This window comes from Sphaerisporangium sp. NPDC049003, assembly GCF_043197795.1.
Lineage (GTDB): Bacteria > Actinomycetota > Actinomycetes > Streptosporangiales > Streptosporangiaceae > Sphaerisporangium.
Genome location: NZ_JBICTU010000011.1, coordinates 122,466 through 148,840, shown reverse-complemented (window position 1 = coordinate 148,840; position 26,375 = coordinate 122,466). Strand labels below are relative to the sequence as shown.

Below are 26,375 nucleotides of genomic sequence, written 5' to 3'. Positions count from 1 at the left end.
GGACCCCCGTCCCGAAGCTCGTCCTCGACCCGGCGCTGCCGGCCGGCGTCGCGCGGATCCTCCGCGACAGCCCCGGAGCGCTCCGCGCCGTAGTCCGCCGGGGGGTATACGCCACGAAACGCCCGCGCAATCTGGCGCCCCCAGGGCCTTCATCTGTTCGTAATTGAGCTAGCCGAAAGCGCATAATTCGGCCAGACCGCTCAAAATAAAGCCTTTCACCAGCAATTGCGCTTAGGCGAAGATCTCCCCTTTAATCTCCTCTGGACAAAGATCCCGGTACGAGCTCCCCGCCCGCGACACGTTGGTCAGCTCCGCGCCGCCCACGACACGTCGGAAAGGAGAGGGTGATCCCGTCATGACCGCGCTCATCGAGGTCCGTGACGCGAGCGTCCGCTACCTTTCCACCGGGCAGGACGCCCTCGGCCCGATCTCCCTCACCGTGAACCCCGGGGACCTCACGCTGGTGAGCGGGCCCTCGGGATGCGGCAAGAGCACGCTGCTCCGCCTGGTCAACGGGCTGGTCCCGCACGCCTACCGCGCCGAGGTGACCGGTGAGGTCCTGGTGGGCGGGCTACCGGTCGCGGGCCGGACGATCCGCGACATCTCCACGGTCGTCGGCACGATGCTGCAGGACCCGCGCAAGCAGATCGTCGGGACCACCGTGGCGGCCGAGCTCGCCTTCGGCCCGGAGAACCTCGGCCTGCCGCGTGAGGAGATCCGGCGGCGCACGGCCGAGGTGGCCGACCGCGTCGGGATCACCCACCTGCTGGACCGCGCCACCGCCGGGCTCAGCGGCGGGGAGCTGCAGATGGTGGCCTTCGCCGGGGTGCTGGTGATGCGCCCGAAGGTCGTGGTCGTGGACGAGCCGCTGGCCAACCTGGACCCGGCGGCGAGCCTGCGCCTCATGCGGGAGGTCCGCAGGTTCGTCGACGGCGGAGGCGCCGCCGTCGTCGTCGAGCACCGGGTCGAGGAGATCCTTGAGTTCGAGCCGGCCGAGGTGCTCTACCTGGAGGAGGGCACGACCCGCTACCAGGGGCCGGTCGAGGGGTTCCTCGGGGTCGCGCCGGTCGGGCACGTCAAGCTGCCGTTCTCCACCCTGATGGACCGCGCCGCCGAGCTGCCCGCCGTCACGGGGCCGCCCCGCCACGCGGCCGGCACTGGCGTCCCGAGGCTGGAGTACCGGGACGTCACCCTCGGGTACGGCGAGCGGACCGTGCTCACGGGCGCCGACCTCACCCTCGGCCCGTCCGAGCGGGTGGCGGTACTCGGGCCGAACGGGGCGGGCAAGTCCACGCTGCTGCGCGCCGCCGTCCTGCTGGTCGCCGCCTCGCGGGGCGAGGTCCTCGTGGACGGCTCCCCCGTCGCCGACCGGTCGATCAAGAGCCTGGCGACCACCTTCGGGTACGTCTTCCAGAACCCCGGGCAGGCGCTCTTCAGCGCCACCGTCGGCCAGGAGCTGGCGTTCGGCCCCCGCAACCTCGGCCGGAGCCCGGCGGAGATCGCCGAGGAGTCGGAGAAGGTCCTGCGGGCCGTACTCCTCGACGGCGAGAAGGACATCATGGACCGGCCGCCGCGCACCCTGTCGTACGGCCAGCAGCGCCGCCTCACCGTGGCGCTCGCCCTCGCCATGCGACCCCGCACGCTGATCCTCGACGAGCCCACCGCCGGGCAGGACCTCCACACGACGACCGAGTTCATCGGGCACGCCCTGGCCGCGGAAACCGTGGAGAGCGTCTACTTCATCACCCACGACGTCGACCTCGCCCTCACCTACGCCGACCGCGTCGTCGTCGTGGACGAGGGCCGCGTGGTCGCCGACGCCTCGCCCGCCGAGCTGGCCCGCGCCGAGGGCGTGTGGTCGCGCGCGGGGCTCCGGGCCACCAGCCTGGTGCGGGCGGTACGCGAGCACCTGCCCGACGCGGGCCCGATCCCCCACCCGTTCGATCTCGCCAGGAGCCTTTCGCACCACGCACGTTCCAACCCATCCCCCCAGGAAGGAACCACCCCCTGATGAGCACAGACGCAACCACCCCGCGAGAGCCCCTCTTAGCCATCTCGTCGCGCACGGTCGTGTTCGGCGCGGTCGGCGCGGCGCTCTACGCCGTCCTCGGCCTGTTCAGCTTCCTCATCCCCGGCACCCAGAGCGTCACCGTCCGTCCCGCCTTCGCGCTGGTTCCGTTCTTCGGCAAGCGCTTCGGCGTGATCGCGGGATTCTTCGTCGGCTTCGTCGGCAACGCCATCATCGACCTGATCTCCGGCTACGGCCTGCAGTACTGGAACTGGAGTGTCGCCAACGGCCTCGTCGGCGCCGTCGCCGGGCTCATCTTCGCCTACCTGCCGCCGATCGCCGGCGAGGGCCTGCGCCTGGTGGTGACCGCTCTCGGAGCCCTGGTCGCCACCGCCGTCGGCCTGCTCTTCGTGATCACGGACATCTGGGTGCAGGGAATCGGCTTCAACACCTTCTTCACCGTCAACTACATCCCCGCGCTCATCGCCGACGGCATCGCCGTCGTCATCCTGACCCCCGCCCTGGACGCCATCTGGGAGCCGCTGTCCAAGCGGACCGGACGGTAACCGGGTGGACGTCACGCCGCGCTACCTGGGCGCGGGTTCGTTCCTGAGCCGTCGCGATCCGCGCGTGCTCCTGCTCGTGCCCGTGCTCTACCTCGTGGCCGTGGCGGGGGTCGACGACCTCCGGCCCGTACTGCTGTGCACCGCGGTCGCCCTGGTGTACTACCGCGCCGCGGGGATCCCGTGGCGCGGGGTGCGGGCCAACTGGGCGTTCATGCTGACCTTCACCACGGCGCTGGTCGTGGCGAACAGCGTCCTGACCTCGGCGGACACCCGTTCCGGCGGGAGCGCCGAGGTCCTTTTCACCGTCCCGGTCACCCACACCGCCGTCACCTGGGCGACCCTGTCGTACGCGGCCGCCCTGCTGGTGCGCTACGTCTCCCTGGCCATGGTCGGGTTCCCCGTGGCGTTCAACATCGCGCCCTCCGACCTCGGGGTGGCGTTCGCGCGGCTCGGGCTGTCCCAGCGGCTCGCCTACGGCGTCGACCTGACCTTCCGGTTCCTGCCCTCCACGTGGGCGAGCCTCCAGGAGACCGTGGACGCGCAACGGCTCAGGGGGTACGAGCACAGCCGCACCCGCAACCCGGTGAAGAGGCTGATCGCGCTGAAGCCGGTCGTCGTTCCCGTGACGGTGAACGCGCTGATCGACGCGGAGGACACCGTGAACGCCATGGACCTGCGGGGGTTCGGCGGCAGGCACCGCACGTGGATGCGCGAGCTGGCCTTCGACCGCGCCGACTACCTGGTCCTCGCGGGCTTCGCCGCCGTGGCCGCCGCGATGGCCGCCGCCAGGATCCTCGGGCTGACGGGGACCGTATGGGTGCCGTGATCCACTCGGCGCCGCTCGTCATGCCCGTCTCCCGCCCGCCGATCCGCGACGGCGCGATGGCCGTGCTGCGCGGCAGGGTGACCGGGGTCGGGTCCCGCAGGGAGATCCTCGCCGCCCATCCTGGCGCGGAGGAGCTCCGCTGGCCGGGGGTCGTCGTGGCGGGGCTGGTCAACGCCCACACCCACCTGCAGTTCACGCGCATGGCGGAGGTCGGCCGGCGCGTCTACGACACGTTCGAGGAGTGGTCGCACGCGTTCGACGCGGTCTACTTCTCCTCCGCGGGGGCCGACTGGGCGGGAAGCGCGCGCGAGGGCGCGCTCCTGGCGCTGCGCCACGGCACCACGGCGGTGGCCGACGTGGTGACCGACATCGAGGCGATGCCCGTGCTCAGCCAGGCGGGCCTGGCGGGGATCTCCTACCTGGAGGTGCTCGGCGACACGGACGCGAGCTGGGCGGAGACCGGGCGCCACCACCTGACCTCGACGGTCCGCGAGCTGGCCGGGGCCGGCACGGGGACCATCGGGCTCTCGCCCCACGCCCCGTACACCCTGGACACCGGGGTGCTCGCCGACCTGGCCGTCCTCGCCCGCAGGCACGGGCTGCGCCAGCACATCCACCTCCTCGAATCGGTGCACGAGCGGGAGTACACGGTCTCCGGCACAGGGCCGATCGCCCACCTGGTCCGCGAGCTGGGCTTCGACTTCGAGATCCTGCGCGCGGGCGGCACCGGTCACGGGCCGGTCGCCTTCCTCGACACGCTCGGCCTGCTCGGGCCGCACTGCCACGTCGCGCATGGCGTCCACCTCGACGCCGACGAACGGGCGCTGCTGCGCGAGCGCGGAGTGAGCGTGGCGCTGTGCCCGAGGTCCAACCGCACCCTCGGCCTCGACGGGCCGCCGGTGGCGGCGCTTTTGGAGGAGGGCTGCTCGATCGCCGTCGGCACCGACTCGCTCGCCTCCTCGCCCTCGCTCGACCTGCTCGAAGACGTGCGCCTGCTCCACGCGCTGGCCGTGGAGCAGGGGTACCGGGGGCCCGACCTCGCGCGCCGCCTCGTCGAGGCGGCCACCGCCGGCGGCGCCCGCGCGCTCGGCCTGGCCACGGGCCCCGGCCGCATCGGCTCGCTCGCGGCGGGCACGCGGTGCGACTTCGCCGTCTTCGCCATCGATCCCGGCGAGAGAGACCCGTACCGGAGCCTGGTCGAGGACGGGCCGGGGCGCTGCGTGGCCACGGTCACGGGCGGTGACCAGGCCGGTCGCGTACACCTCGTGAACTCCACCCCGGACGCTCGCCGTGGGTGCTAACCTCGCAGCGATCTTCACGAGATCGAGCGCGATATCACATCTTTATAGGCCTCACGCTAGGCGCGGAGATATGGCCCCTCAGAATCGCACTATTCGCTATAGGTTATATTCGCTGCTCAGCCTGCCGATTGTCGCGCTAATCGTGCTCTGGACCTATATCACCGGGCACATCGTGGGCGACTTCTTCGACCTCCGCAGAGCGGTGACGCTGTTCGAGCAGGTCGCGAGCCCCGCCGCGGTCGTGGCCGGCCACGTGCAGCACGAGCGCCAGCTGTCGTCCATCTTCCTGAGCGGCGACTCCCCCGACGGCGGGCGCCTGTCGGCCGCGCGCGAGGAGACCGACAGGGCCGTGGTCCTGTTCCACCAGCGCGCCACCTCGCTGGAGGGCCAGTCGGCCACCGGCCCCGAGGAGGTCCAGAGCCTCACGGAGCTGGAGAGGCAGCTCGCCAGGCTCAAGCTGATCCGCGAGGACGTCGACGCCCGCGCGACCAGCCGTCTCCAGGCGATCCTGCAGTACACCGATATCCAGGATTCGCTCTACCAGATGTACGACCAGCTCGTCACCGTGCCCGAGCTGGCGCTCTACCGCAAGGCGGCGGGCCTGCAGACGGTTGTGAGGTCCCGCGAGCTGCTCTCCCAGGAGGACGCCCTGCTCTCCGGTGCCATCCTGCAGGGCTCGCTCGACGACGAGGAGCAGCGCGAGTTCGCCCAGATGGTCGCCGGGCGCAGGCTGCTGCTCGGCCGGGGCCTCCAGGCGCTCGACACGGAGCTGCGCCGGCCGTACGACGACCTGCTCGCCTCCGCCGACTACAAGCGGTTCACCACCATGGAGAACCAGGTGATCTCGCGCGGCGGGCGCCCGGAGCAGTCCGCCGCCTGGCAGCCCCTCGCCGACCAGCTCGGGTCGCGGATCGACCAGCTCGGCGTCAGCCGTGCCGGCCTGCTGAACGCCCGCACCGACGCCGCCGCCTCGGGGATCATCGCCCAGATCGTCATCGCGGGCGGGCTCGGCCTCATCGCGATCCTCATGGCCGTGATCCTTTCGGCGCGCCTCGGACGGGGGCTCGCCCAGGAGCTGGCCGGCCTGCGCAGCGCCGCCCTGGACCTCGCCGACGTACGGCTCCCCAGGGTCGTCGCCAAACTGCGCGACAGCGAGGCCGTGGACGTCGAGAGCGAGGCGCCGCCGATCCCCGTCACCGGCACCACGATGGAGGTGCAGGACCTCGCCCAGGCGTTCTCGACGGTGCGGCGGACCGCCGTCGAGGCCGCGGTCGGCCAGGCGGACCTCCGCAAGGGCGTCAGCCTGGTCTTCCGCAACCTGGCCCGGCGCAACCAGTCGCTGCTGCACCGCCAGCTCACCCAGCTCGACTCCATGCAGCGCAAGACCGGCGCGCCCGACGCCCTGTCGGACCTGTTCCGGCTCGACCACCTCACCACGCGCATGCGCCGCCAGGCGGAGGGCCTGATCATCCTGTCCGGGGCGCCCGCGGGGCGGGCCTGGCGCAAGCCCGTCCCGATGCACGACGTCGTACGGGGAGCCGTGGCCGAGGTCGAGGACTACACGCGCGTCACCGTGCTCCCGATGACCGACGCCTCGCTGGTGGGCACGGCCGTCGCCGACGTGATCCACCTGCTCGCCGAGCTGGTGGAGAACGCCACCGTCTTCTCCCCGCCCAGCACCCGGGTCACGATCAAGGGCGAGCTGGTGGGGCGGGGGTTCGCCGTCGAGATCGAGGACCGGGGCCTCGGGATGAACGACGAGGACCGCGCGGAGGTCAACCGCCGCCTGGCCAACCCCCCGGAGTTCAACCTGGCCGACAGCGACCGGCTCGGCCTGTTCGTGGTGAACCAGCTCGCCGACCGGCACGACGCCAAGGTCTCGCTGCGCCGCTCGCCGTACGGCGGCACCACCGCCGTGGTGCTGCTGCCGCACACCCTGATCATCCCCGCGGGCCAGGACGGGCCGCCCTCCGCGCGGGAGACCGGCGTGAGCACCCACTCGCTCGCCCCGGCCATAGAACCGGCTCCCGAACCGGGCAAGCCCCTGTAACCGGAAGATCGGCGCTCAGAGGCGGCCGGCGGCGAGGACGGTGACCAGCTCGGGGATGCCGTCGACGATCACGTCGGCGCGCCGCGCGCCGGGCCGTTCGGCGTGCAGGTAGCCCCACGGGCCGCGACGCAGCAGCGCCGTGCGCATGCCGGCCTCACGGGCGGGGAGGACGTCGTTGTCGAGCCGGTCGCCGACGTAGAGGATCTCGCCGGGCTCCCTGCCGGCGACGGCGGCGACCTTGGCGAAGAACTCCGGCCGGGGCTTGCTGACGCCCCACCCGGCCGAGGTGTGGACGGCGTCCACGGGCAGGTCCATCGCCACCAGCGCGTCGTAGGCCTGCGGGGGCTGGTTGCCCGCGATGATCAGCTGGTAGCCCGCCTCGCGCAGCGCCGTCAGGCCGGGCCGCACATCGGGGTAGAGATCGTCGGCGTCGAAGTTCTCCCGCAGGCCGCCCGGGTCGTCACGGCGCCACGCCTCCATCTCGGCCTCCACGTCCAGGCCGGGACGCACCACCTCGAAGGCGTCCCTGTGCGACCGGTCGAGCGCGGCCATGCCGCCGAGCACCCCGAGCATGACGAACCGCGGGACCCCCAGCCGGTCGGCCCATCGCGACCAGATGCGCGTCTCGTCGACGAGCGTCTCCCCGACATCGAACACCACCGCCCCGACCACGGGACCTCCTCCTCGCAGGCGCCCTGAAAACCCTACCCGGCCGCCGGACCGCCTCCCGATCCCCCGTGCGGGGCGGTGCCTTGGGATTCAGCGGCCTACAAGCCAGTTCCAAGAGTGCCCGGCGAGCCTTTGAAGGTCGGCACGCCGGCCGTCCACGTCGATCAGACCGATCACGGGACAGCAAGGGTGAAGCGATCCACATCTCGTACGGCACGCCAGGCGCAGTCCGGAGGAGTGAAGAGATGAGCGGCAGGACCTTCCCCGGTTTCGACGGCACCCTCACCGTCGAGCACGAGGCACTCGTGGCCACCGTCCGTGACCAGTGGCTGCGGGACGGCCTCACCACCGCACCCGTCGACAGGGACCGCGCGGAAGAGGCCGTGCGCGGGGCCTACCGCGCGGCCGGCCTGGAGCCTCCCCGTCGCACGGTCTGGACCGACTCACCGCTCAGCGCGTTCTCGGCCGCCGCGCCCTTCAGGCCGATCGACGTCGACAGGTTCCCCTTCGAGGACCGGCTCAGGGACGACGTCGATCGCATGCTCCACGCGAGGCTCGGCGTGCGGCTCTGGGACCGGTTACGCGACCAGCTCAAGAGCCGCCTGTGGGACCAGCTCTGGAACGGGCTCAGGGGCCGGCTCCGCGGCCAGGTCCTCGGCCATCTCAACGACCGGTCCAGCTCCGAGCCCTGCTTGTACGTGTGGGGCGCGCTCGGGGTGTGGGGCGACGCCTACTGGATCGCGCTCTACACCTGCGCGCTGCGCGTCGCGCTCATGGACGCCGACGAGCGCCTGGACGCGCTGGCGGAGGTGACCCGGCTGGTGGGCTGGTGGTTCCCCCTGGACGGCGCGGCCGTGCTGTGCGAGCGGCCCCTGCTGGTGCGGCGCGACGAGGACCACCGGCTCCACAGCGCGACCGGGCCCGCCCTCGCCTGGCCCGACGGGAGCGCCGTCTACGCCTGGCACGGCACGCGCGTCCCCGCGTGGGTCGTCACCACCCCCACCACGGACGCGATCCTCGCCGAGGACGACGTAGAGGTCCGCAGGTGCGCCATCGAGTCGCTCGGCTGGGACCGCTACGTCGCCGACGCCGGACTGACGCTCGTCGCCGAGGCCGAGGAGCCGCGCGACTCCGGGCGGGTGCTGGCGCTGTACGAGGTCCCCGAGCGGATCCTCGGCGAACCGGCGCGGGTCCTGCTGCACAGCGCCGCGCCCGACGCCCGCGACGGGGTCCGCCGGGCCTCGGCGCTGGTGGTCCCCGCCGAGGTCGCCACGCCTTTCGACGCCGCGGGGTGGGCGCACGGCCTCACCGGGGACCAGTACGCGTCGGCGTGGCCCTACGGAGACACTCCGTAGAGGTGACGCGCCGCGCGGTACTTGCGGGGTGTCTCCGGTGACTCGGTAGGATGCCCGACGTGAGCGGTCGCGAGGGTCGACAGTCCTATCATCATGGTGACCTGCGACGCGTCCTGCTCGACACCGCCCTTTTGGCAGTCACGAAGGACGGCCCGGCGGCGCTGAGCCTCCGCGACGTCGCGCGCCAGGCCGACGTCTCCCACGCCGCGCCCACCCACCACTTCCGCAACAAGGCGGGCCTTCTGACCGCGCTGGCGGTCGAGGGCTACCACCTGCTGGCCGACGAGCTTGAGCGGGCGCAGGTGGCGGGGGGCCTCGCCGAGCAGGGCGTGGCCTACGTGATGTTCGCCGTGGCCCACCCGGGCCACTTCGCGGTCATCCGCGCCCCCGACCTGCTCAACGTCCGCGACCCCGACTTCGTCGCCGCGCGCGAGCGCGCGGGTCATCAGCTCCTGCACGGCACGGCCGAGCAACTCGGCTCCACCGACCGCACGATCGCGATCGCCGTCTGGGCGCTGATGCACGGGCTGGCGAGCCTCATCCTGGAGGGCAACATCCGGCCGGGCGACGACGTCGAAGGCCTCGCCCGCGCCCTCAGCCACCACCTCAGCCCGCGCTGACCCGCGTGACGAGGCCGCCCTCCAGGTTCACCTTTCGTCCGCCGCCGGTCCACCGGCCGGCGCGCCGCAGCGCACCGGCAGCGTGCGCCTGCCGTTGAAGATGACGGACGGAGTCCGTTCCACCTGCTCTTCCGGGACGGCCAGGGCGAGGCCGGGGAACCGGGCGAACAGGGCGGGAAGCGCGACCGCCGCCTCCAGCCGGGACAGGTGCGCGCCGATGCAGGCGTGCGCGCCGTACCCGAAGGAGGTGTGGCCTCCGCTCGGGTGGGGGCGGGTGATGTCGAACAGGTGGGCGTTCTCCCCGTAGCGCTCGGGGTCGCGGCCCATGCAGACGTAGGAGATGATGACGGGCTCGCCCTGGCGGATGCGGACGCCCTCGACCTCGGTGTCCTCGGTGGCGTACCGGAAGGCGACGTTGCTCGCGGGCGGGTCCCAGCGCAGGACCTCCTCGATCGCGTTCTTCCACGGCTGGGTGCCGTCGAGGAGCATGGCGAGCTGGCCGGGATGGGCGAGCAGGGCGCGGACCGCGTTGATCAGCAGGTAGACCGTGGTCTCGTGCCCCGCGGCGATCATCAGCTGTAGCGTCCCCACGAGCTCGGCGTCGGTGAGCCCTGCCCGGTTCACCAGTGCGCTGGTGAGGTCGTCCCCGGGTTCGGCGCGCCTGAGGGCGATCAGATCGGTGAGGGCCTGGTGCAGGGCCTGGTGGGTGGCCATGACCTGCTCGGGCGTGGCCAGCTCGTCGAAGAACGTGTTGAACAGGCGGTGCAGTTCCTGGTGCCAGTCCCCCGGGACGCCGAGCAGTTCGCCGATCACGGTCATCGGCAGGGGGAAGGCGAACTCGCTCTTGAGGTCCACGACGCCGTCCGGGGCCGTGCTCGCCTGCGCGGCGAGCAGGTCGAGGTAGGTCGCGGTGATCTCCTCCACGCGGGAGCGCAGCCTCTCCACCCGCTGGCCGGTGAACTCCCTGGCGAGCGGGGTACGAAGGCGGCGCTGTTCCTCGCCGTCGGTGGTCAGCATGTTGGGTCCCGAGGCGACCAGGCCGAGCAGTGGCCAGGAGGGCGGTACCTCTCCGCGCCCGAAGGCCCCCCAGTACTTGATGTCCTTGGCGAAGCGCGCGGTGTCGACCATGAGTTCGCGGGCGGTGCTGTCGCGGGTGACCGCCCAGGCCGTCACCTCGCCGAGCATCTCGACCGGGACCACGGGCCCGAGTGAGCGCAGGTGTGCGGCCTCCTCGTGCACGTCCGGCGCCAGGGGGTCGAGCCGCAGCAGAGGAGCGGCCAGCGTGAGTTCCATTGTGCTTTCCCAGTGGAGAGGGGGGTCGTGAGTGTGCGCGGAGGCACGGAGGCGGTGGTCTCCTCCGCTCCTGCGGAGGAGACCACGCCGTGGTGAGGGTGCGTTCAGCCCCTGGCCGGAAGGCCGAGGCCCCGGATCCGGACGGATCCGTCGAGCTGGGCGCCGTCCATGTGGCGGCTCAGCTCGGAGGCGGTCGCCTCGTACTCGCCCGCCCCTTCGCCGACGCGGTGGGCGATGACGCGCACCGTGTCCTCGTAGTGGGACGAGTACCTGTCGGTGCCCGGGCAGGCGTACCAGCCGAGCCGCTCGAACAGCAGGTGCTGCCCGTCGGCCGTGCCGGAGGTGGCGATCAACAGCGGAGCGCCCACCGCCCGGCCCGCGGCCATGACCGCCGCCACCATCCAGGCCCCGAGCCCGAGGCCCCTGGCCCGGGGCGAGACGACCAGGCGGCCCGCCTCGTGGACGGGCGTGCCCATGGCCCGCAGTCCGGTGAGCATGGCCGCGTAGCCCTGCCGTCCCAGGTGGTCGATGGCCTGGAACTCGCCCGGAGACTCCGGTGGCACCAGGCGGACGCTCGCCGCGATCTCCGCCTCCGGGCCGAGATGCGCGGTCAGGTGGTAGGACCCGAAATCCAGGCCCTGCTCGTCGATGTACCGGCCACTCTCGTCGCGGAAGTCCGGCCGACGGCCGCGGTCGTACAGAACCTCCGCCCGGAACTCACGAATCCCCGCCAGCCACGGCATCGGAGGTTCGTAGGCGGGCTGGTGGCGAATGCGGAGTTCGAGCGTCTTCCCTCCCCCGGCGGGAGCGGGAGACGTCGTGGGCAACCCCTCGGAGAGACAGGTCGCGCCGAAAGGGGCCGAGCTCACACGCCGACCTTCGTCTTCCCCAGGTCTGCCTTGGCGAGCTCGAAGCATTCGGCCATGAACGCCGCGTAGGACGCGAGTGCGGCCCTGCCCGTCTGAATCATGGTCTCCACGGCGTCCGGATTCCCGGTGAGGATCCCGTCCAGCTGGCGCCGGTTGAAGGCCGTGTGGCCCGCGTCGAGTTCGACATGCTCGGCAAGGAAGCTGTAGCATTCCGTGCCGGTACCGAAGATCTTTTCGCAGCTGGTGACCAGCGTCGGGCCGATCGTCACCGACAGCCGCTCGATCTCGTACTCGATGGCGATCTGGGCGAAGGGGGCCGGTCCCGAGATCACCTGCTCGTGCAGCTTGGCGTAGAAGTTCGCGCTGGCCAGAGGGGCCGCTCCCAGCAGATCGTCCGCGTCGACCGGCTCGCCGAAGCGCTCCTGCCACCAGTCGGCGATGGCCCGCACGTCGTCGACCATCATGCTGTCGTGGCCGGCCTCGGCGCGGGAGTGCGCCTTGAGCGCCTTTTCGAGCTGGTCCATCCCCAGCTCTCCGCACCGCTCGCCGGCGCTGGAGATCCAGCGTTCGACGTCGTGCGTCATGTGGATGCCGTGGGCGTTGTAACGCAGCATCCATCGGGCGAACAGTTTCTCGTCGCAGGAGGGGGAGGTCACCTGCGAGACCGCGGAGTCCACGGCGAACTGCCGCCGGCTGGACTCAAGCGAGGATTCGTACCGTTCCATCAGAGCACTCAAGGCGTCGTCCTTGTTCGTCACTCGAGAGTGGATTCTCGAAAGATGCCGGGCGCGTCAGGGCGCGATCCCGTGCGGCCTGTTCCGATTTCTGATCGGAGGTCGGCCGCGGATCGTCCCTCCGGGGTGGATCGCGCGCCCGCATCAATGTTGTCAGTGCAAAGATGTGCTATTCGGACCATCATGTCAATAGTTCGCATGCGGCCGAAAATATGTTCACCTTGACGTAACGCGGACCGCCGCGGGCTCACGGGTGGCCGGTCACCCCGTGAGCTGAGCCAGGGCCTTGTGGATGCGTTTGTCGGAGACGGGGTACGGGGTGCCGAGGGTCTGGGCGAAGTAGCTGACACGCAGCTCTTCGAGCATCCAGCGGATGTCGGTGACCGCGCCCTCCGACCTGCGGGCAGGGGGAAGCCTCTCAAGCGTCTCCTCGTACACGTCTCGCACCCGGTCGAGCTGGAGCATGCGCTCGCGGTCGCGGTAGGGGTCATCGGGCAGCTTCTCCAGCCGCCGCTCCACCGCGCGCAGGTAACGCTGCAGGTCGGGCAGCCGCCTTTCGCCGGTGGCGGTGACGAAGCCGGGGAACACCAGCGACGACAGGTGCTCCTCGATCTCCTCAAGGGTGTCGGCCGGGCTTCTCATCGCGCCGAGGGTGGCGCGCACCGTCTGCCAGATCGCGAGAACGCGCTCGACCCTGGCCACGACCTCGGAGACGGTGTCGAAGAGCTCGGCACGTACGTGCTCGTGGACGCGCTGGAAGTCCGCGGGCTTCCACGCCGGGCCGCCCGACTCGGCGATGAGCTTGTCCGCCGCGCAGGTGACGCAGTCCTCGAACAACTCGGCGGCGTCCCGGTGCGGGCTGTGGCTGAGGGCCAGCTTCTGCGAGGTGGTGAGGCCGCGCAGGATCGCCTTCGCCGGGGAGGTGACGTTGAGAAGGACGAGCCGCCGCGTGCCCGCCCACATCGCGGTCCGCTGCTCGGCCTCGGTCTCGAAGACCCTGATCGCGACGCTGCCGCCCTCGTCGACCAGCGCCGGGTAGGCCTTGACCCGTCCCTGCTCGAACAGCTTGGGCAGTTCGCCGAAGGTCCAGGAGCGCAGGCCGGTGCGTTCGAGCTCCTCGCCCGCGCGGGAGAGCGTGGCGCGCATCTTCGGCGCGAGCCGCCGCTTCAACGCCGACAGGTCCTTGTCCTCGGCGACGGTCTTCCTGCGCTCGTCGACGACGCGGTAGGTGACCCTCAGGTGGTCGGGCAGGCGGGCGGGATCGAAGGCGTCGGGCGGCACCCGGACGCCGGTCAGCTGGAACAGCTCCCGGGCCACCGCGTCGACGAGCGGCTCGTTCCCGGGCGTGACCTTTTCGAGCACCGCCTTGGCGTAGTTGGGCGCGGGAACGAAGTTGCGCCGGATCGGCTTCGGCAGCGACCGGATCAGCTCGACGACCAGTTCCTCGCGGAGCCCGGGGATCTGCCAGTCGAAGCCGTCGCCGTCGACCTGGTTGAGCACCTGGAGCGGGACGTGGACGGTCACGCCGTCGGCGTCCGCCCCGGGCTCGAACTGGTAGGTGAGCCGCATCCGCTGGCCGCCCTGCCGCCAGGCGTCGGGGTAGGCCTCCTGAAGGCCGCCGGCGTCCGCGTTCTGGTTGATGAGCATGTCGGTGGAGAACGTCAGCAGGTCGGGCTCGACCTGACGCTGCCGCTTCCACCAGGTGTCGAAGTGGGCGGCGGAAAGGACGCTCTCGGGCACCCGCTTGTCGTAGAAGTCGAACAGCGTCTCGTCGTCGACCAGGATGTCGCGGCGGCGGGCGCGGTTCTCCAGCTCCTCGACCTCCGACAGCAGCCGCCGGTTCTCCTTGAGGAAACGGTGGTGGGTGTCCCAGTCGCCCTCGACCAGGCCGTGACGGATGAACAGCTCCCGCGACAGCTCGGGGTCGACGCGGCCGTAGTTGACCTTGCGCTCGACCACGATCGGCACGCCGTAGAGGGTGACCTTCTCGTACGCCATGACCGCGCCCTGGTTCTTCTCCCAGTGCGGCTCGCTGTAGGTGCGCTTGACGAGGTGCTGGGCGAGCGGCTCGACCCACTCGGGCTCGATCTTGGCGACGACCCGCGCCCACAGGCGTGAGGTCTCGACCAGCTCCCCGGCCATGACCCAGCGGGGCTGCTTCCTGAACAGCGCCGAGCCGGGGAAGATCGCGAATCGCGCGTTGCGGGCCCCGATGTACTCGCGGACCGCCCTGCGGCGCGGGCCGGGGTCGTTCTTGTCGGCCTTCTCGACGTCCATCAGCCCGATGTGCGAGAGCATCCCGGCGAGCAGGGAGACGTGGATTCGGTACGGCTCCGGGCGCGTGGTGTTGAGCGTGACGCCCATGCCCTTGGCGACCTGCTTGAGCTGGCTGTAGATGTCCTGCCACTCACGGACGCGCAGGTAGTTGAGGAAGTCGGCCTTGCACATGCGCCGGAACTGGCCGGAGGACAGCTCGCGCTGCTGCTCGCGGAGGTGGTCCCACAGGTTCAGGTAGGACAGGAAGTCGGACTCCTTGTCGGCGAAGCGCGCGTGCTTCTGGTCGGCCTGGGCCTGCTTGTCGGCGGGCCGCTCGCGGGGGTCCTGGATGGACAGCGCCGCCGCGATGACCATGACCTCGGTGGCGCAGCCGTTGCCGTCGGCGGCCAGCACCATGCGGGCGAGCCGGGGGTCGACCGGGAGCTGGGCCAGCTTGCCGCCGATCGCCGTGAGCTTGCGGTGCTCGTCGAAGGCGCCGAGCTCCTGCAACAGGTTGACGCCGTCCTTCACCTGCCGCTGGTCCGGCGGCTCGACGAACGGGAACGCCCCGATGTCGCCCAGCCCGAGCGAGGTCATCTGGAGGATGACCGAGGCGAGGTTGGTGCGGAGGATCTCGGGGTCGGTGAACTCGGGCCGTCCGAGGAAGTCCTCCTCGGAGTAGAGCCGGACGCAGATGCCGTCGGAGGTGCGGCCGCAGCGGCCCTTGCGCTGGTTGGCGGAGGCCTGCGAGATCGGCTCGATCGGCAGGCGCTGCACCTTGAGCCGGTGGCTGTAGCGGGAGACGCGCGCGAAGCCGGGGTCGACGACGTACTTGATGCCGGGGACCGTCAGCGAGGTCTCCGCGACGTTGGTCGCGAGGACGATCCTGCGCCCCCTGTGGGCCTGGAAGACGCGATGCTGCTCGCCCGACGACAGCCGCGCGTACAGCGGGAGGACCTCTTCCTTGCGGCCCTTGAGCGCCTCGGCGGTGTCCCTGATCTCGCGCTCGCCGCTGAGGAAGACCAGGATGTCGCCGGGGCCCTCGGCGCACAGCTCGTCGACCGCGTCGACGATCGCCTGGGCCTGGTCCTCCTGGTCCTCGCTGATCGGCCGGTGGCGGACCTCGACGGGGTAGGTGCGCCCGGAGACCTCCACGATCGGGGCGTCGCCGAAGTGCCGGGAGAACCTCTCGGGGTCGATGGTCGCCGAGGTGATGATCAGCTTGAGGTCCGGGCGCTTGGGAAGCAGCTGCTTCAGATAGCCCAGGATGAAGTCGATGTTGAGGCTGCGCTCGTGAGCCTCGTCGATGATCAGCGTGTCGTAGCGCGACAGGAGCCGGTCGCGCTGCATCTCGGCCAGCAGGATGCCGTCGGTCATGAGCTTGACGAGCGTGCCCTCGCCGGACTGGTCGGTGAACCGCACCTTGTATCCCACGGCCTCGCCGAGCGGGGTGTCCAGCTCCTCGGCGATGCGCTCGGCCACCGTGCGCGCCGCGATGCGGCGGGGCTGCGTGTGGCCGATCTGGCCCCTGATCCCCCGGCCGAGCTCCAGGCAGATCTTCGGGATCTGGGTGGTCTTGCCCGAACCCGTCTCGCCCGCGACGATGACCACCTGGTGGTCCCGTACGGCGTCCAAAATGTCGTCCCTGCGCTGGCTGACCGGCAGGCTCGCGGGATAGGTGATCTCGGGCACCAGCGCCCGCCGGGCGCCGACGCGGGCCTCCGCGGCCTCGATCTCGGTGGTCACCTGGTCGGTGATCGCCCGCAGGGCCTTCCCGTCGCGCACCCTGCGAGCGCCGTCGAGACGGCGGCGGAGCCTGATCTCGTCGCGCAGCATCAGCGCGGGCAGGCGTTCACGCAGGTCGGTCAGGGGCGATTTCAACGAAACTGTTCCCATGGTCGCTTTCCCGGCCGTCTCGTCAGACAGCCGCCACCGGCAAGGATAAGCAACCCGCCCCCCGTCTTCGCCAACGGTTTACCGGTGGCCCCGCGCCCCCGCCCTCTCGGGCGGGGGAGGAGCGCGCTCAGTGAGCGGTGAGCAGTTCGCCCGGAGAGTCGCGGACGAACCGCAACGCCTTCTCCAGGCAGACGATGGCCCCGTGTTTCGGCCGGTTCATGAAGCGGACGTCGTCGGCGAGCGCCCGCATGATCTGGAGCCCCCGCCCGTGCTCCGCCAGCGGCGATCTCACACCCACCTTGTCGGGGTCGAACCCGCTGCCGGTGTCGACCACAGTGATCACGAATTTGCCGGCGACGAGCTGTGCGCTCACCGTGTACTCATCGGTCTCGGAAGCGTGCCTGATGACGTTGGAACACGCCTCGGTGAGCATGAGCTGGATGTCCTCCTTGATCTGCCGTTCGACGCCGAGCACCTCCAGCTCCGCCCCAAGGATCTGCCTGGTGACGGACACGCTCGCTGCATCGCGCGGCAAGCGCAATGCGATGGTCACCTCCACGGTGCCTCCTTCCGGCCCACCTTGATAAAGGTGCCCCCAGGGCCCGGTACAAACACAGAAGGCGCCAGGAAATACGGTCACCGGGGTGGCCGTACCAGGCCGTCAGGGGGCGTCAGGGGGTCTGCACCGGCCGCGCGGCCAGGGCGGCCCCGATGATGCCCGCCTCGTTCTGGAGGATCGCGGGAACGATCGGGGTCCCCGTGAGCTCGATGTGGGGCAGGAACTTGTCCGCCTTCTTGCTCACTCCCCCGCCGATGATGATCAGCGATGGCGACAGCAGGGCCTGGATGCGCTCCAGGTACTCCTGCACCCGGTGCGCCCACTTGTCCCAGCTCAGGTCGTGCTCCTCGCGGGCGTGGTCGGAGGCGCGGTGCTCGGCCTCGTGGCCCTTGATCTCGATGTGCCCGAACTCGGTGTTGGGGACGAGGACGCCGTCCATGATGAGGGCGCTGCCGATCCCCGTCCCGAAGGTCAGCATCACCACGAGCCCCCCGCGGTCCCTGCCCGCGCCGAACCTCGCCTCGGCCACGCCCGCCGCGTCGGCGTCGTTCAGGACCGTGACGTCGAGCCCGGTCGCGTCCGCGAACAGCTTCCTCGCGTCGAGGTCGATCCAGGCGTGGTCGACGTTCGCGGCGGTCCTGGTCACCCCGTCCACCACGACCCCGGGGTAGGTGATCCCGACGGGCCCCGTCCACGAGAAGTGCTCGACGATCCGCCGGACGACCTCGGCGACGGGTCCGGGAGCCGACGGGCTCGGTGTCGGTATCCGCAGGCGCTCCGCGAGGAGCGTTCCCGTCACCGTGTCCACCGGGGCGCCCTTGATCCCCGATCCGCCGATGTCGATTCCCAATACGTTCATGCCACTCCTCACAGTGCCCACGATGCCCGTGCAGCCCTTATTGCCGGGATGCGACCGGTGATGCGCGCCGGCGCTCGCCGGAACCGACACCCTACGGAAGATCCGGGCCGGTCCGTGGATCGCCCGATCCTCAGCGCCGGAGGTGTCCGTTCTGGTAGGCATTGGTGAATGATGTGGCTAATGCGCCGTGCGCCCCTGACGATCGCCCTCACCGCCGCCCTGACGGCGGCCTGCGGGGTCGTACAGCCGGGGCCGGACACGGCGTCGCCCACCCCGGCCGCGACCGGCGGCGCCCGGCAGTCCCTCGCGAAGGATCGCGTGAAGGCTCCCGCGAAGGCGACTCCGGAGCCGTCCGCCTCGCCCGCTCGCCCGCCACGGGTCCCGCGCGGCACGGAGGCGGGCTTCATGGTCTTCGACCGCGCCACGGGAAGGGCGACGGTCGGGTACGAGGTCCACACCCGGTTCCGGTCGGCGTCGGTCGTCAAGATCCTCATCGCGGTGGACTACCTGGAGTCGCGCGAGCCGGGTACGGCCGTCCCCGCGCGCGACCGCGATCTGCTCCGGCGGATGCTCCGCTCCAGCGACGACGACGCCGCGACGGCCTTGTGGAAGCGCGGCGGCCAGGGGGCGATCGTCGACCGGATGGTCCGCCGGGCGGGCCTGACCGAGACCGAGCGGCCTCCCGCGTCCAAGCCGGGCTTCTGGGGCTATACCGCGCTGAGCGCGGCGGACGTCGTGCGGACGTACCGCTATCTGCTGGATCGGGCGGACCCCAAGGTCCGCGACCTGGTCCTCGGCCACCTGCGCGACGCCACGCGGTGCGCCGCCGACGACTTCGACCAGTATTTCGGCATCCCGAGCGCCCTGCCCCGGCCGTGGGCGGTCAAGCAGGGCTGGTCGGGGTACGGCTCCACGCCCGCCGTCCGGTGCGCCGGCACGCGCGCGAGCAGCGTGTCCGAGACGGTGGCCGGGCCCATGGAAGCCCCGGCCGTCGCGACGGCGGCCGGGCCGCCGGTGAACCTGAGCCGCCCCGTGCTCCACACCACCGGCCTGGTCGGCAAGGGAGACCGCCTGATCGTCGCCGTGCTCACCCTCCAACCGGCCGGGGCCTCCTTCACGGACTCCGCCACCCGGCTCACCGCCCTCACCAGGGCCGTCTACCGCAGCGGACGCCCGAGGTGAGCGGTCCGGTCAGGGCCTGCCGCGTCGTACCGGCGGGGCCGGCCTCAGCGGCCGGCGTCGGGCGACATGGCCGGAACGCGCTCCTCGGAGACCGGAGGCGGCGGGCCGCCGCCGTCGTGCTCGTCCACGAACGTCGCCTCGTCGAACGGGATCCGCCCGGAGAGCACCTCCTCGGCGCGCTCCCGGTCGAAGTCCCGCACCCACGTGCCGATCAGGACGGTGGCGACCGCGTTGCCCGCGAAGTTGGTCAGCGCGCGGGCCTCGGACATGAACCGGTCGATGCCCACGATGAGCCCCACGCCGTCGACCAGCTCGGGCCGGTGCGACTGGAGTCCTCCGGCCAGCGTCGCGAGCCCCGCGCCCGTGACGCCCGCGGCGCCCTTCGACGCGATGATCATGAAGACGAGCAGCGAGACCTGCTCCCCGACCGACAGCGGGGCGCCCGTGGCGCGCGCCACGAACAGCGTCGCCATCGTGAGGTAGATGGCGGTCCCGTCGAGGTTGAAGGAGTATCCCGTCGGCACGGTGATGCCCGCCACCGCGCGGCTCACCCCGAGGTGCTCCATCTTGGCGATCAGGCGCGGCAGCGCGGACTCCGAGGAGGAGGTCGACAGGATGAGCAGGAACTCCCTGCCGAGGTAGCGCAGCAGCGACACCAGGTTCATCCCGGCCCCGAACCACAGCATCGGCCCGAGCACGAGGCCGACGAACAGCAGGCAGGTGGCGTAGAAGGCGAACATGAGCAGGGCCAGGCTCTGGAGAGCGCCGAACCCGCCCGCGCCGACGACCGCCGCGATCGCGCCGAACGCGCCCACCGGGGCGGCCCACATGATCATCGCCAGGACGCGGAAGACGAGCCGCTGGATGTGCGCGAGCCCGTTGAGCATCGGGACCGCCCGCTCCCCCATCGCCTGGAGCGCGAAGCCGGTGAGCAGGGCCACCAGAAGGGTCTGCAGCACCTGCCCTTCGGTGAAGGCGGAGACGAACGTCGTCGGGATGATGCCGAGCAGGAACGACGTGGTGTCGCTCTCACCGCCCTTGGCCGCCTGGTCCTCGGCCGCCTTGCGCAGCGCGTCGGTCAGTTGCAGGCCCTCGCCCGGATGCACCAGGTTGCCGACCACCAGGCCGATCACCAGCGCGACCGTCGACATGACGAGGAAGTAGCCGATGGCGAGGCCGCCGACCTTGCCGACCTTGGCGGCCTGGGCCACCGATCCGACCCCGAGGACGATGGTGCAGAAGATGATCGGGCTGATCATCATCTTGATCAGGGCCACGAAGGCCGTCCCGAGCGGCTTGAGCGCCACGCCGGTGCCGGGCGCCAGGAGCCCGACCACGATCCCGGCCAGCACCGCGACGATTACCGCCAGGTAGAGATAGCGGGTACGGTCCCGGTGCGCCGGGGATACGGGTATGGTCACGCGGCCCTCCTTGATGTTTCGTACGCGTGTCTCGCACGCCGGTACGGAGGAAGTGAGGCTTCGGTCGAGTGACTATGCGCCCTGGTAGTGATCTGGGTCACTATTGCGTACATTTCGTTCATCGCCGTTCTCACCGGCGCGACCCCGGACCAGTGAGAGATCCATGACCCCGCGAACCCCGTGAACTGGTGAAAGTGGAAGCCCTGACGACGATCGCCTCCCGGCTCAGGCTATGGAGCCTGGCGCGCCAGATGCTCGTGCTGCAGATCGTCGTCGTCGGGATCACGGTGGCGGGCGGCACGCTCCTCGCCTTCCTCCACGTGCGCCGGCTCCTGGACGAGGAAGCGGGCAGGACCACCAGCGCCGTGGCGATCAGCGTCGCCGCCTCGCCGGCCGTGCTCGCCGCCCTGGACGACCCCGATCCGTCGGTGGCGCTCCAGCCGTACGCCGAGCGGGTCCGCCGGGAGGCCGGGCTGGACTTCATCACGATCATGAGCCGGGAGGGCCGCAGGTACACCCATCCGAACACGCTGCAGATCGGCGGGCGCTTCCTCGGCAACACCGCCCCCGCCCTCGCGGGGCACACGTTCACCGAGACCTACACCGGCACGCTCGGCCCCTCGGTGCGCGCCGTCACGCCCGTACGCGACGCGGCGGGGAACGTGCGGGCGCTGGTGAGCGCGGGGATCACCATCGACAAGATCAGCGCGCAGCTACGGGACCAGATCGCCGCGGCGGCGCTCGCCGGGGTGCTGGGCCTGACGGCGGGGACCGCGGGCACGTACCTCGTGGGCACGCGGCTGCGCCGTCAGACGCACGGCCTGCGCTCGGCCGAGCTGAGCCGCATCTACGAGCACCACAACGCGATCCTGCACGCGGTCCGCGAGGGCCTGCTGCTGGTGGACGGCGAGCGCCGGCTGACGCTGGCCAACGACGGCGCACGGGAGCTGCTCGGCCTGCCCGGCGACGCGGAGGGGCGGCACGTCACGGGCCTCGGGCTCCCGCCGTCCCTGTCCGGCCTGCTGTCCTCCGGCGAGGACCGCGCCGACGAGATCCACCTGACCGGCGACCGCGTGCTCGTGGTGAGCGCCTCGCCGGTGCGTTCCGGGTCCCGGTCGCTCGGCACCGTGGTGACGCTGCGCGACCACACCGAGCTGCAGGCGCTCACCGGCCAGCTCGACGCCGAACGCGGCTTCGCCGAGTCGCTCCGCTCCGCCGCCCACGAGGCGGCCAACCGGCTGCACACAGTCGTCACGCTGGTCGAGCTGGGCCGTGCCGAGCAGGCCGTGGCCTTCGCCACGGCCGAGCTGAAGGCCGCCCAGCAGCTCACCGACCGGGTGGTGGGCGCGGTGCGCGAGCCGGTGATCGCGGCGCTGCTCCTCGGCAAGACGGCGGAGGCCGCCGAACGCGGGGTGGAGCTCTCCCTCAGTCCCGACAGCGAGCTGGACGACGTCGCCCTCGACGGCCGCGACCTGGTGACCATCCTCGGCAACCTCGTCGACAACGCGGCGGAGGCCGCCATGACGGCCCCGCCTCCGGCCCGGGTACACGTCCACCTGCGCGCCGAGGACGGCACGTTCCTGATCCGCGTCGCCGACAGCGGGCCGGGCGTCGGCGCCGAGACCGCCAAGGACGTCTTCCGGCGCGGATGGACCACCAAGGGCGACGGCCGGGGCCTCGGGCTCGCCATGGCCGGCCAGGCGGTGCGCCGCCTCGGCGGCACGATCGAGGTCACCCACGGCGGCGAGGGCGCGGTGTTCACCGTCCGCCTCCCGCTCCCGGACGGACGCGAGGCCCGCACGGACGCGCGGGTACGGAGGGAGCCGTCGTGATCTCAATTCTGATCGTCGAGGACGAGGAGCTCACCGCCGAGGCGAACCGCCTGTACGTCGAGCGGATGACGGGCTTCCAGGTCGCGGGGGTGGCGCGCTCGGGCGGCGAGGCCCTGCGCTTCCTCCGGCGCCGTCCGGCCGACCTGGTGCTCCTCGACCTGTACCTGCCGGACATGCACGGGCTGGACGTGTGCCGGGCGCTGCGGGCGGCGGGCGTCTTCTGCGACGTCATAGCCGTCACCTCCGCGCGGGACCTGTCGGTGGTGCGGTCGGCGGTCTCGGTGGGGGTCGTGCAGTACCTGCTCAAGCCGTTCACCTTCGCCGTGCTGAGCGAGAAGCTGAGGCGGTACGAGGAGTTCCGGTCGTCCGTGGACGGGTCCGGGGAGGTCAGCGGCCAGGGAGAGGTGGACCGCGCGCTGTCCACCCTCAGGGGCACGACCGGCGGTCCCCTGCCCAAGGGGATGACGGGGCCGACCCTGGAGGCCGTGGCGGGCGAGCTGCGCAAGGCCCCCGGCGGGGTGTCGGCCCAGTCCGTCGGCGCGGCGATCGGCGTGTCCCGGGTGACGGCCCGGCGCTACCTGGAGCATCTCGTCGGCACCGGGAGCGTGCGCCGCGTGCCGCAGTACGGCGGGCTGGGGCGTCCCGAACTGCTCTACCAGGTCATGTGACCCATGGACGTCGCCGCCGGGCCGACAGGTGGCACGGCGGCGACGATGCGCGTGAAGGACGACCCAGGCCTTCGGTCAGGAACCGGCGAGCGCCTTGCTCACCGCGTTCGGCCCGTCGTACTCCTTCTCGGGGAGCCGCTTCAGGGCTTCCATCGCCTGCTTGTCGGCGCCCTGCCGCTTGGCGTGCTCCAGAAGCCGGTCCTTCTTGGCGGGGTAGTCAACCCCGGACAAATACTTCTGAACGTGGATGAAGTCCACCTGCGTCATAATTCCTCCTTTGTCGCAAGGTGGTTCCTGTCCTTCCTCAGACTCGGAGAAACCGGTCATTCCTCCTCAGAGGAGCTGGACGAGCGAGTCTTTGCACTCGGATCACGATCGCCCGGGAGGCGGCGGCCGCGCCTTCACAGCGGTGCTTACTCCCGACCGGAATCCGAGTTCGGGACAAACCAGGTCAAATGCGAGACCCTGCGGAGGAGCACCCGGGAAGCCCGGCGTGGGGGCGCAGGGGGGGTACCCAAGCGAACTCCCGAGTAATGTTCTGTAGCAGGCCAGAGGCCATCTCACTCCACCCACTGCCAAACCCGGCCAACCATGGAATTTTCCTGAAGTCACCGTCATGCATCTTCTTCCGGGAAAATCACAGGTCAATCAGGGCGACTGTGACAGTCATCATGAAAGCAATAGTGACACTGGCATATGACACCTGTGGATACCGTCACTAGGCACGGCTGGGGTTATCCGTAATTCTCCTCCTAGCGATCGAGCGCTGAGAGGGGTGTGGGACATGATCGACAGATACGAGATCTATTGCCTAGCCGATCCACTGTTTTACGACACCCTTGACAACCAGCGTACGAAGCACCCTGACTTTCCCCTGGCGAGCAGGGACGTGCCCTCCGGGTGGGAGCACCGGGCGACCGACACGTGGCTGCACTACGGCCCCCGGGAGCGTTCCCTGCCCCCGCAGGGATGGAAGATTCACATCTCCTCCTGCCTGGACGACGCGGAGAAGACGCTGGACGCGGTCTGGGACTACTGCGCCGGCCGCCGGCTCAGCTTCAAGTTCCTCCGGGGCCCACGCGTCGTCACGATGCTCAACTCCAAGTACGCCGACCGGGGAAGCAGCGGCAAGCTGGTCACGATCTACCCCGCCGACGTGGACGAGCTGGAGCTCGTGCTCAAGGAGCTGGACGAGGTCCTGCACGGCGTCCGCGGCCCGTACATCCTCAGCGACCTGCGCTTCGGGGACGGCCCGCTGTTCGTCCGGTACGGCGGCTTCGCCGAGCGGTACTGCCTGACCGGCAACCGCGAGCGGGTGCTCGCGATCGAGAGCGCGGACGGCACCCTGGTGCCCGACCGGAGGGGGCCCGCGTTCTCCCCGCCGTCGTGGGTCACCCTGCCGGCGTTCCTCGAACCCCACCTCGCCGCGCGTAACGCGGTCACCACGACGGACCTGCCGTACAAGATCGAGGAAGTGCTGCACTTCTCCAACGGCGGCGGCGTCTACAAGGCGCGGGACACCCGCACCGGCCGTCAGGTCGTGCTCAAGGAGGCCAGGCCGCACGCCGGGCTCGACGCGGCCGGCCGGGACGCGGTCACCCGCCTGCGGCACGAGGCGGCCATCCTGCGGCGGCTCGAAGGGCTGGACGTCGTCCCCGCCGCGCACGACTACTTCACGCTCGGCGACCACGAGTTCCTCGTCCAGGAGTTCGTGGACGGCACCACGCTGAGCCAGGAGTCGGTCCACCGGCACCCCCTGACCCGCGCGGTCATCACCCCCGAGGACGCCGCCGAGTACACCGAGTGGACGCTCGGCATGCTGGACCGCGTCGAGCGGGCGGTGAACGCGCTGCACGAGCGGGGGGTCGTCTTCGGAGACCTGCACCCCTTCAACGTGCTGGTGGAGGGCGAGCGGGTCGTCCTGATCGACTTCGAGGTCGCCAGCCTCGCCGAGGCCAAGGCGCGCCCGACCCTGGCCCACCCCGGCTTCTGCCCGCCCGCCGACCGAGCCGGCGTGGAGGCGGACCGCTACGCCCTGGCCTGCATGCGGCTCAACCTGTTCGCCCCGATGTCGACGGTGCTGATCCCCCTGCACCGCGCCAAGGTCACCCACCTCGCCACGCTGGTGCGCGACACCTTCCCCGTGCCCCCCGCCTACGTGGACGAGGCCGTACGGACCATCCTGGGCAAGGACGCGGAGACCGACGAGGGCGCGGCGGGCCTGCGGGCGATGCGCGAGCTGCCCCTGCCGGGAGAGGCCTCCTGGACCTCGGTCAGGGACGCCGCGTGCCGGGCCATCCTGGCCTCCGCGACCCCCGAACGCTCCGACCGCCTGTTCCCCGGCGACGCGGCCCAGTTCCAGCCCGGCGGCGGGCTCAACCTGGCCAACGGCGCGGCGGGCGTGCTGTACGCGCTGGCCGCGACGGACGCCGGGCGGTTCCCCGAGCACGAGGCGTGGCTCCGCGAGCGGGCCATGGCCCCCGAGCCCGGCACCGGCCTCGGCTTCTACGACGGCCTGCACGGCGTGGCCTACGCCTTCGAGGCGCTCGGCCGCCGGCAGGACGCCCTGGACCTGGTCGCCATGTGCCTGCGGGAGAAGTGGGACCAACTCGGCCAGACCCTGTACGCCGGCCTCGCGGGCATCGGGCTCAACCTGCTCCACCTCGGGCGGGCGACCGGTGAGCGCGACCTGGAGCGCACCGCGCTGACCATCGCCGACCTGGTGGCGGACCGGCTCGGCGCCGTCGACAGCGTGCCCGAGATCAGCGGCGGGGCCAACCCCCACGCCGGGCTGATGCGCGGCTCCTCGGGTCCCGCGCTGCTGTTCCTGCGGGCGTACGAGGCCACCGGGGACGCCGCGCTGCTGGAGCACGCGAGCGTCGCTCTTCGCCAGGACCTGCGCCGCTGCACCCGCCGCGACGACGGGCAGCTCCAGGTCCAGCAGGGCTGGCGGACCAACCCCTACCTGGACGAGGGATCGGCCGGCATCGGACTGGTCCTCCGCCAGTACCTCGCGCACCGCGAGGACGAGGACTTCCGGCGGGCGCTCGCGGACATCGGTCCCGTCGCGACCCTGGACTACTACGTCCAGTCGGGCCTGTTCGCCGGACGGGCCGGCATGATCGCGGCCCTCGGCGCGGGGCTGCGGCCCGGCCTCGGCCACGCCGCGCCCGAGGTGGCCGACCAGATCGCCCGGCTCGGCTGGCACGCCATGCCGTACGGCGGCGGGCTCGCCTTCCCCGGCAACCAGCTTCTCCGGCTCTCGATGGACCTCGCCACCGGTACGGCCGGCGTGGTCCTCGCACTGGGCACCGTGCTGCACGACCGGCCGGTGGCCCTTCCCCTGATCTCCCCGCCCGGCGACCCCGCCGGGACGGTGGACCCGACGAGCGACGAAAGGAGGTGACTTAC

The 26,375-nt window shown here is 71.3% G+C and carries 20 protein-coding genes; 11 read left to right on the top strand and 9 right to left on the bottom strand.

The features are described 5' to 3' along the window. The first annotated feature begins 355 nt into the window (after positions 1-355). From ACGFIV_RS14625 to ACGFIV_RS14605, 5 genes are all read left to right on the top strand, one after another. A complete protein-coding gene (locus tag ACGFIV_RS14625; RefSeq protein WP_358561715.1) occupies positions 356-2,011 on the top strand; it encodes an ABC transporter ATP-binding protein in 1,656 nt (551 codons plus the stop codon). Then, complete coding sequence (locus ACGFIV_RS14620) at positions 2,011-2,574, top strand: ECF transporter S component (protein WP_358561718.1); 564 nt, start codon at positions 2,011-2,013, stop codon at positions 2,572-2,574. Before ACGFIV_RS14625 ends, ACGFIV_RS14620 begins: the two co-directional genes overlap by 1 nt. A 4-nt stretch (positions 2,575-2,578) precedes the next feature. Then, positions 2,579-3,400 carry an energy-coupling factor transporter transmembrane component T family protein gene (locus ACGFIV_RS14615; RefSeq protein WP_392834981.1) on the top strand — a complete coding sequence of 274 codons (822 nt, stop codon included), beginning with the start codon at positions 2,579-2,581 and terminating at the stop codon, positions 3,398-3,400. Next, on the top strand, positions 3,388-4,701 hold the full coding sequence (locus ACGFIV_RS14610) for an amidohydrolase family protein (protein WP_392834978.1): 1,314 nt from the start codon (positions 3,388-3,390) through the stop codon (positions 4,699-4,701). The genes ACGFIV_RS14615 and ACGFIV_RS14610 overlap by 13 nt, the downstream gene beginning before the upstream one ends. 142 nt (positions 4,702-4,843) lie before the next feature. Continuing rightward, positions 4,844-6,751, top strand: coding sequence for a nitrate- and nitrite sensing domain-containing protein (locus tag ACGFIV_RS14605; RefSeq protein WP_358553644.1), 1,908 nt, complete (start codon positions 4,844-4,846; stop codon positions 6,749-6,751). A gap of 15 nt (positions 6,752-6,766) precedes the next feature. Here ACGFIV_RS14605 and ACGFIV_RS14600 read toward each other — a convergent pair whose 3' ends face one another. After that, on the bottom strand, positions 6,767-7,423 hold the full coding sequence (locus ACGFIV_RS14600; RefSeq protein ID WP_358553646.1) for an HAD family hydrolase: 657 nt from the start codon (positions 7,421-7,423) through the stop codon (positions 6,767-6,769). A 242-nt stretch (positions 7,424-7,665) separates the two neighbouring features. Here ACGFIV_RS14600 and ACGFIV_RS14595 point away from each other — a divergent pair, with 242 nt between their 5' ends. Then, a complete protein-coding gene (locus tag ACGFIV_RS14595; protein WP_358553648.1) occupies positions 7,666-8,775 on the top strand; it encodes a DUF6745 domain-containing protein in 1,110 nt (369 codons plus the stop codon). Between the two features lie 59 nt (positions 8,776-8,834). Next, positions 8,835-9,395: a TetR/AcrR family transcriptional regulator gene (locus ACGFIV_RS14590; RefSeq protein ID WP_358553650.1), complete on the top strand. Its 561-nt coding sequence runs from the start codon at positions 8,835-8,837 to the stop codon at positions 9,393-9,395. Between the two features lie 27 nt (positions 9,396-9,422). Here ACGFIV_RS14590 and ACGFIV_RS14585 read toward each other — a convergent pair whose 3' ends face one another. The 6 genes from ACGFIV_RS14585 to ppgK form a co-directional block, all read right to left on the bottom strand. Next, positions 9,423-10,688, bottom strand: a complete 1,266-nt coding sequence (locus ACGFIV_RS14585; RefSeq protein WP_358553652.1) for a cytochrome P450 — start codon at positions 10,686-10,688, stop codon at positions 9,423-9,425. 104 nt (positions 10,689-10,792) lie between these two features. Then, a complete protein-coding gene (locus ACGFIV_RS14580) occupies positions 10,793-11,557 on the bottom strand; it encodes a GNAT family N-acetyltransferase (RefSeq protein ID WP_358553654.1) in 765 nt (254 codons plus the stop codon). Further along, the gene (locus tag ACGFIV_RS14575) at positions 11,554-12,294 is read right to left on the bottom strand and encodes a hypothetical protein (protein ID WP_392834970.1); all 741 of its coding nucleotides are present in this window, start codon (positions 12,292-12,294) and stop codon (positions 11,554-11,556) included. The genes ACGFIV_RS14580 and ACGFIV_RS14575 overlap by 4 nt, the downstream gene beginning before the upstream one ends. A gap of 258 nt (positions 12,295-12,552) precedes the next feature. Beyond that, a complete protein-coding gene (hrpA, locus tag ACGFIV_RS14570; RefSeq protein WP_358553658.1) occupies positions 12,553-16,443 on the bottom strand; it encodes an ATP-dependent RNA helicase HrpA in 3,891 nt (1,296 codons plus the stop codon). Between the two features lie 127 nt (positions 16,444-16,570). Continuing rightward, entirely contained in the window at positions 16,571-17,002 is a 432-nt protein-coding gene (locus tag ACGFIV_RS14565) for an ATP-binding protein (RefSeq protein ID WP_358553660.1), read from the bottom strand. A gap of 112 nt (positions 17,003-17,114) precedes the next feature. After that, on the bottom strand, positions 17,115-17,861 hold the full coding sequence (ppgK, locus tag ACGFIV_RS14560) for a polyphosphate--glucose phosphotransferase (protein WP_392834965.1): 747 nt from the start codon (positions 17,859-17,861) through the stop codon (positions 17,115-17,117). Between the two features lie 180 nt (positions 17,862-18,041). Between ppgK and ACGFIV_RS14555 the strand changes: the two genes are divergently transcribed. After that, entirely contained in the window at positions 18,042-19,043 is a 1,002-nt protein-coding gene (locus ACGFIV_RS14555) for a hypothetical protein (protein WP_392834961.1), read from the top strand. Positions 19,044-19,087: 44 nt separating this feature from the next. Here ACGFIV_RS14555 and ACGFIV_RS14550 read toward each other — a convergent pair whose 3' ends face one another. Further along, entirely contained in the window at positions 19,088-20,464 is a 1,377-nt protein-coding gene (locus ACGFIV_RS14550; protein ID WP_358553666.1) for a cation:dicarboxylate symporter family transporter, read from the bottom strand. A 194-nt stretch (positions 20,465-20,658) separates the two neighbouring features. On the opposite strand from ACGFIV_RS14550, the gene ACGFIV_RS14545 reads away from it, so the two are divergent. Both ACGFIV_RS14545 and ACGFIV_RS14540 read left to right on the top strand, forming a co-directional pair. Then, entirely contained in the window at positions 20,659-22,296 is a 1,638-nt protein-coding gene (locus ACGFIV_RS14545; RefSeq protein WP_358553668.1) for a sensor histidine kinase, read from the top strand. Further along, positions 22,293-22,964, top strand: coding sequence for a response regulator (locus ACGFIV_RS14540; RefSeq protein ID WP_392834956.1), 672 nt, complete (start codon positions 22,293-22,295; stop codon positions 22,962-22,964). The genes ACGFIV_RS14545 and ACGFIV_RS14540 overlap by 4 nt, the downstream gene beginning before the upstream one ends. A 75-nt stretch (positions 22,965-23,039) precedes the next feature. On the opposite strand, the gene ACGFIV_RS14535 is transcribed toward ACGFIV_RS14540, so the two are convergent. Further along, entirely contained in the window at positions 23,040-23,231 is a 192-nt protein-coding gene (locus ACGFIV_RS14535) for a DUF2795 domain-containing protein (protein ID WP_358553672.1), read from the bottom strand. Positions 23,232-23,748: 517 nt separating this feature from the next. Here ACGFIV_RS14535 and lanKC point away from each other — a divergent pair. Continuing rightward, positions 23,749-26,370, top strand: coding sequence for a class III lanthionine synthetase LanKC (gene lanKC / locus ACGFIV_RS14530; RefSeq protein WP_358553674.1), 2,622 nt, complete (start codon positions 23,749-23,751; stop codon positions 26,368-26,370). The last annotated feature ends 5 nt before the right edge of the window (positions 26,371-26,375 follow it).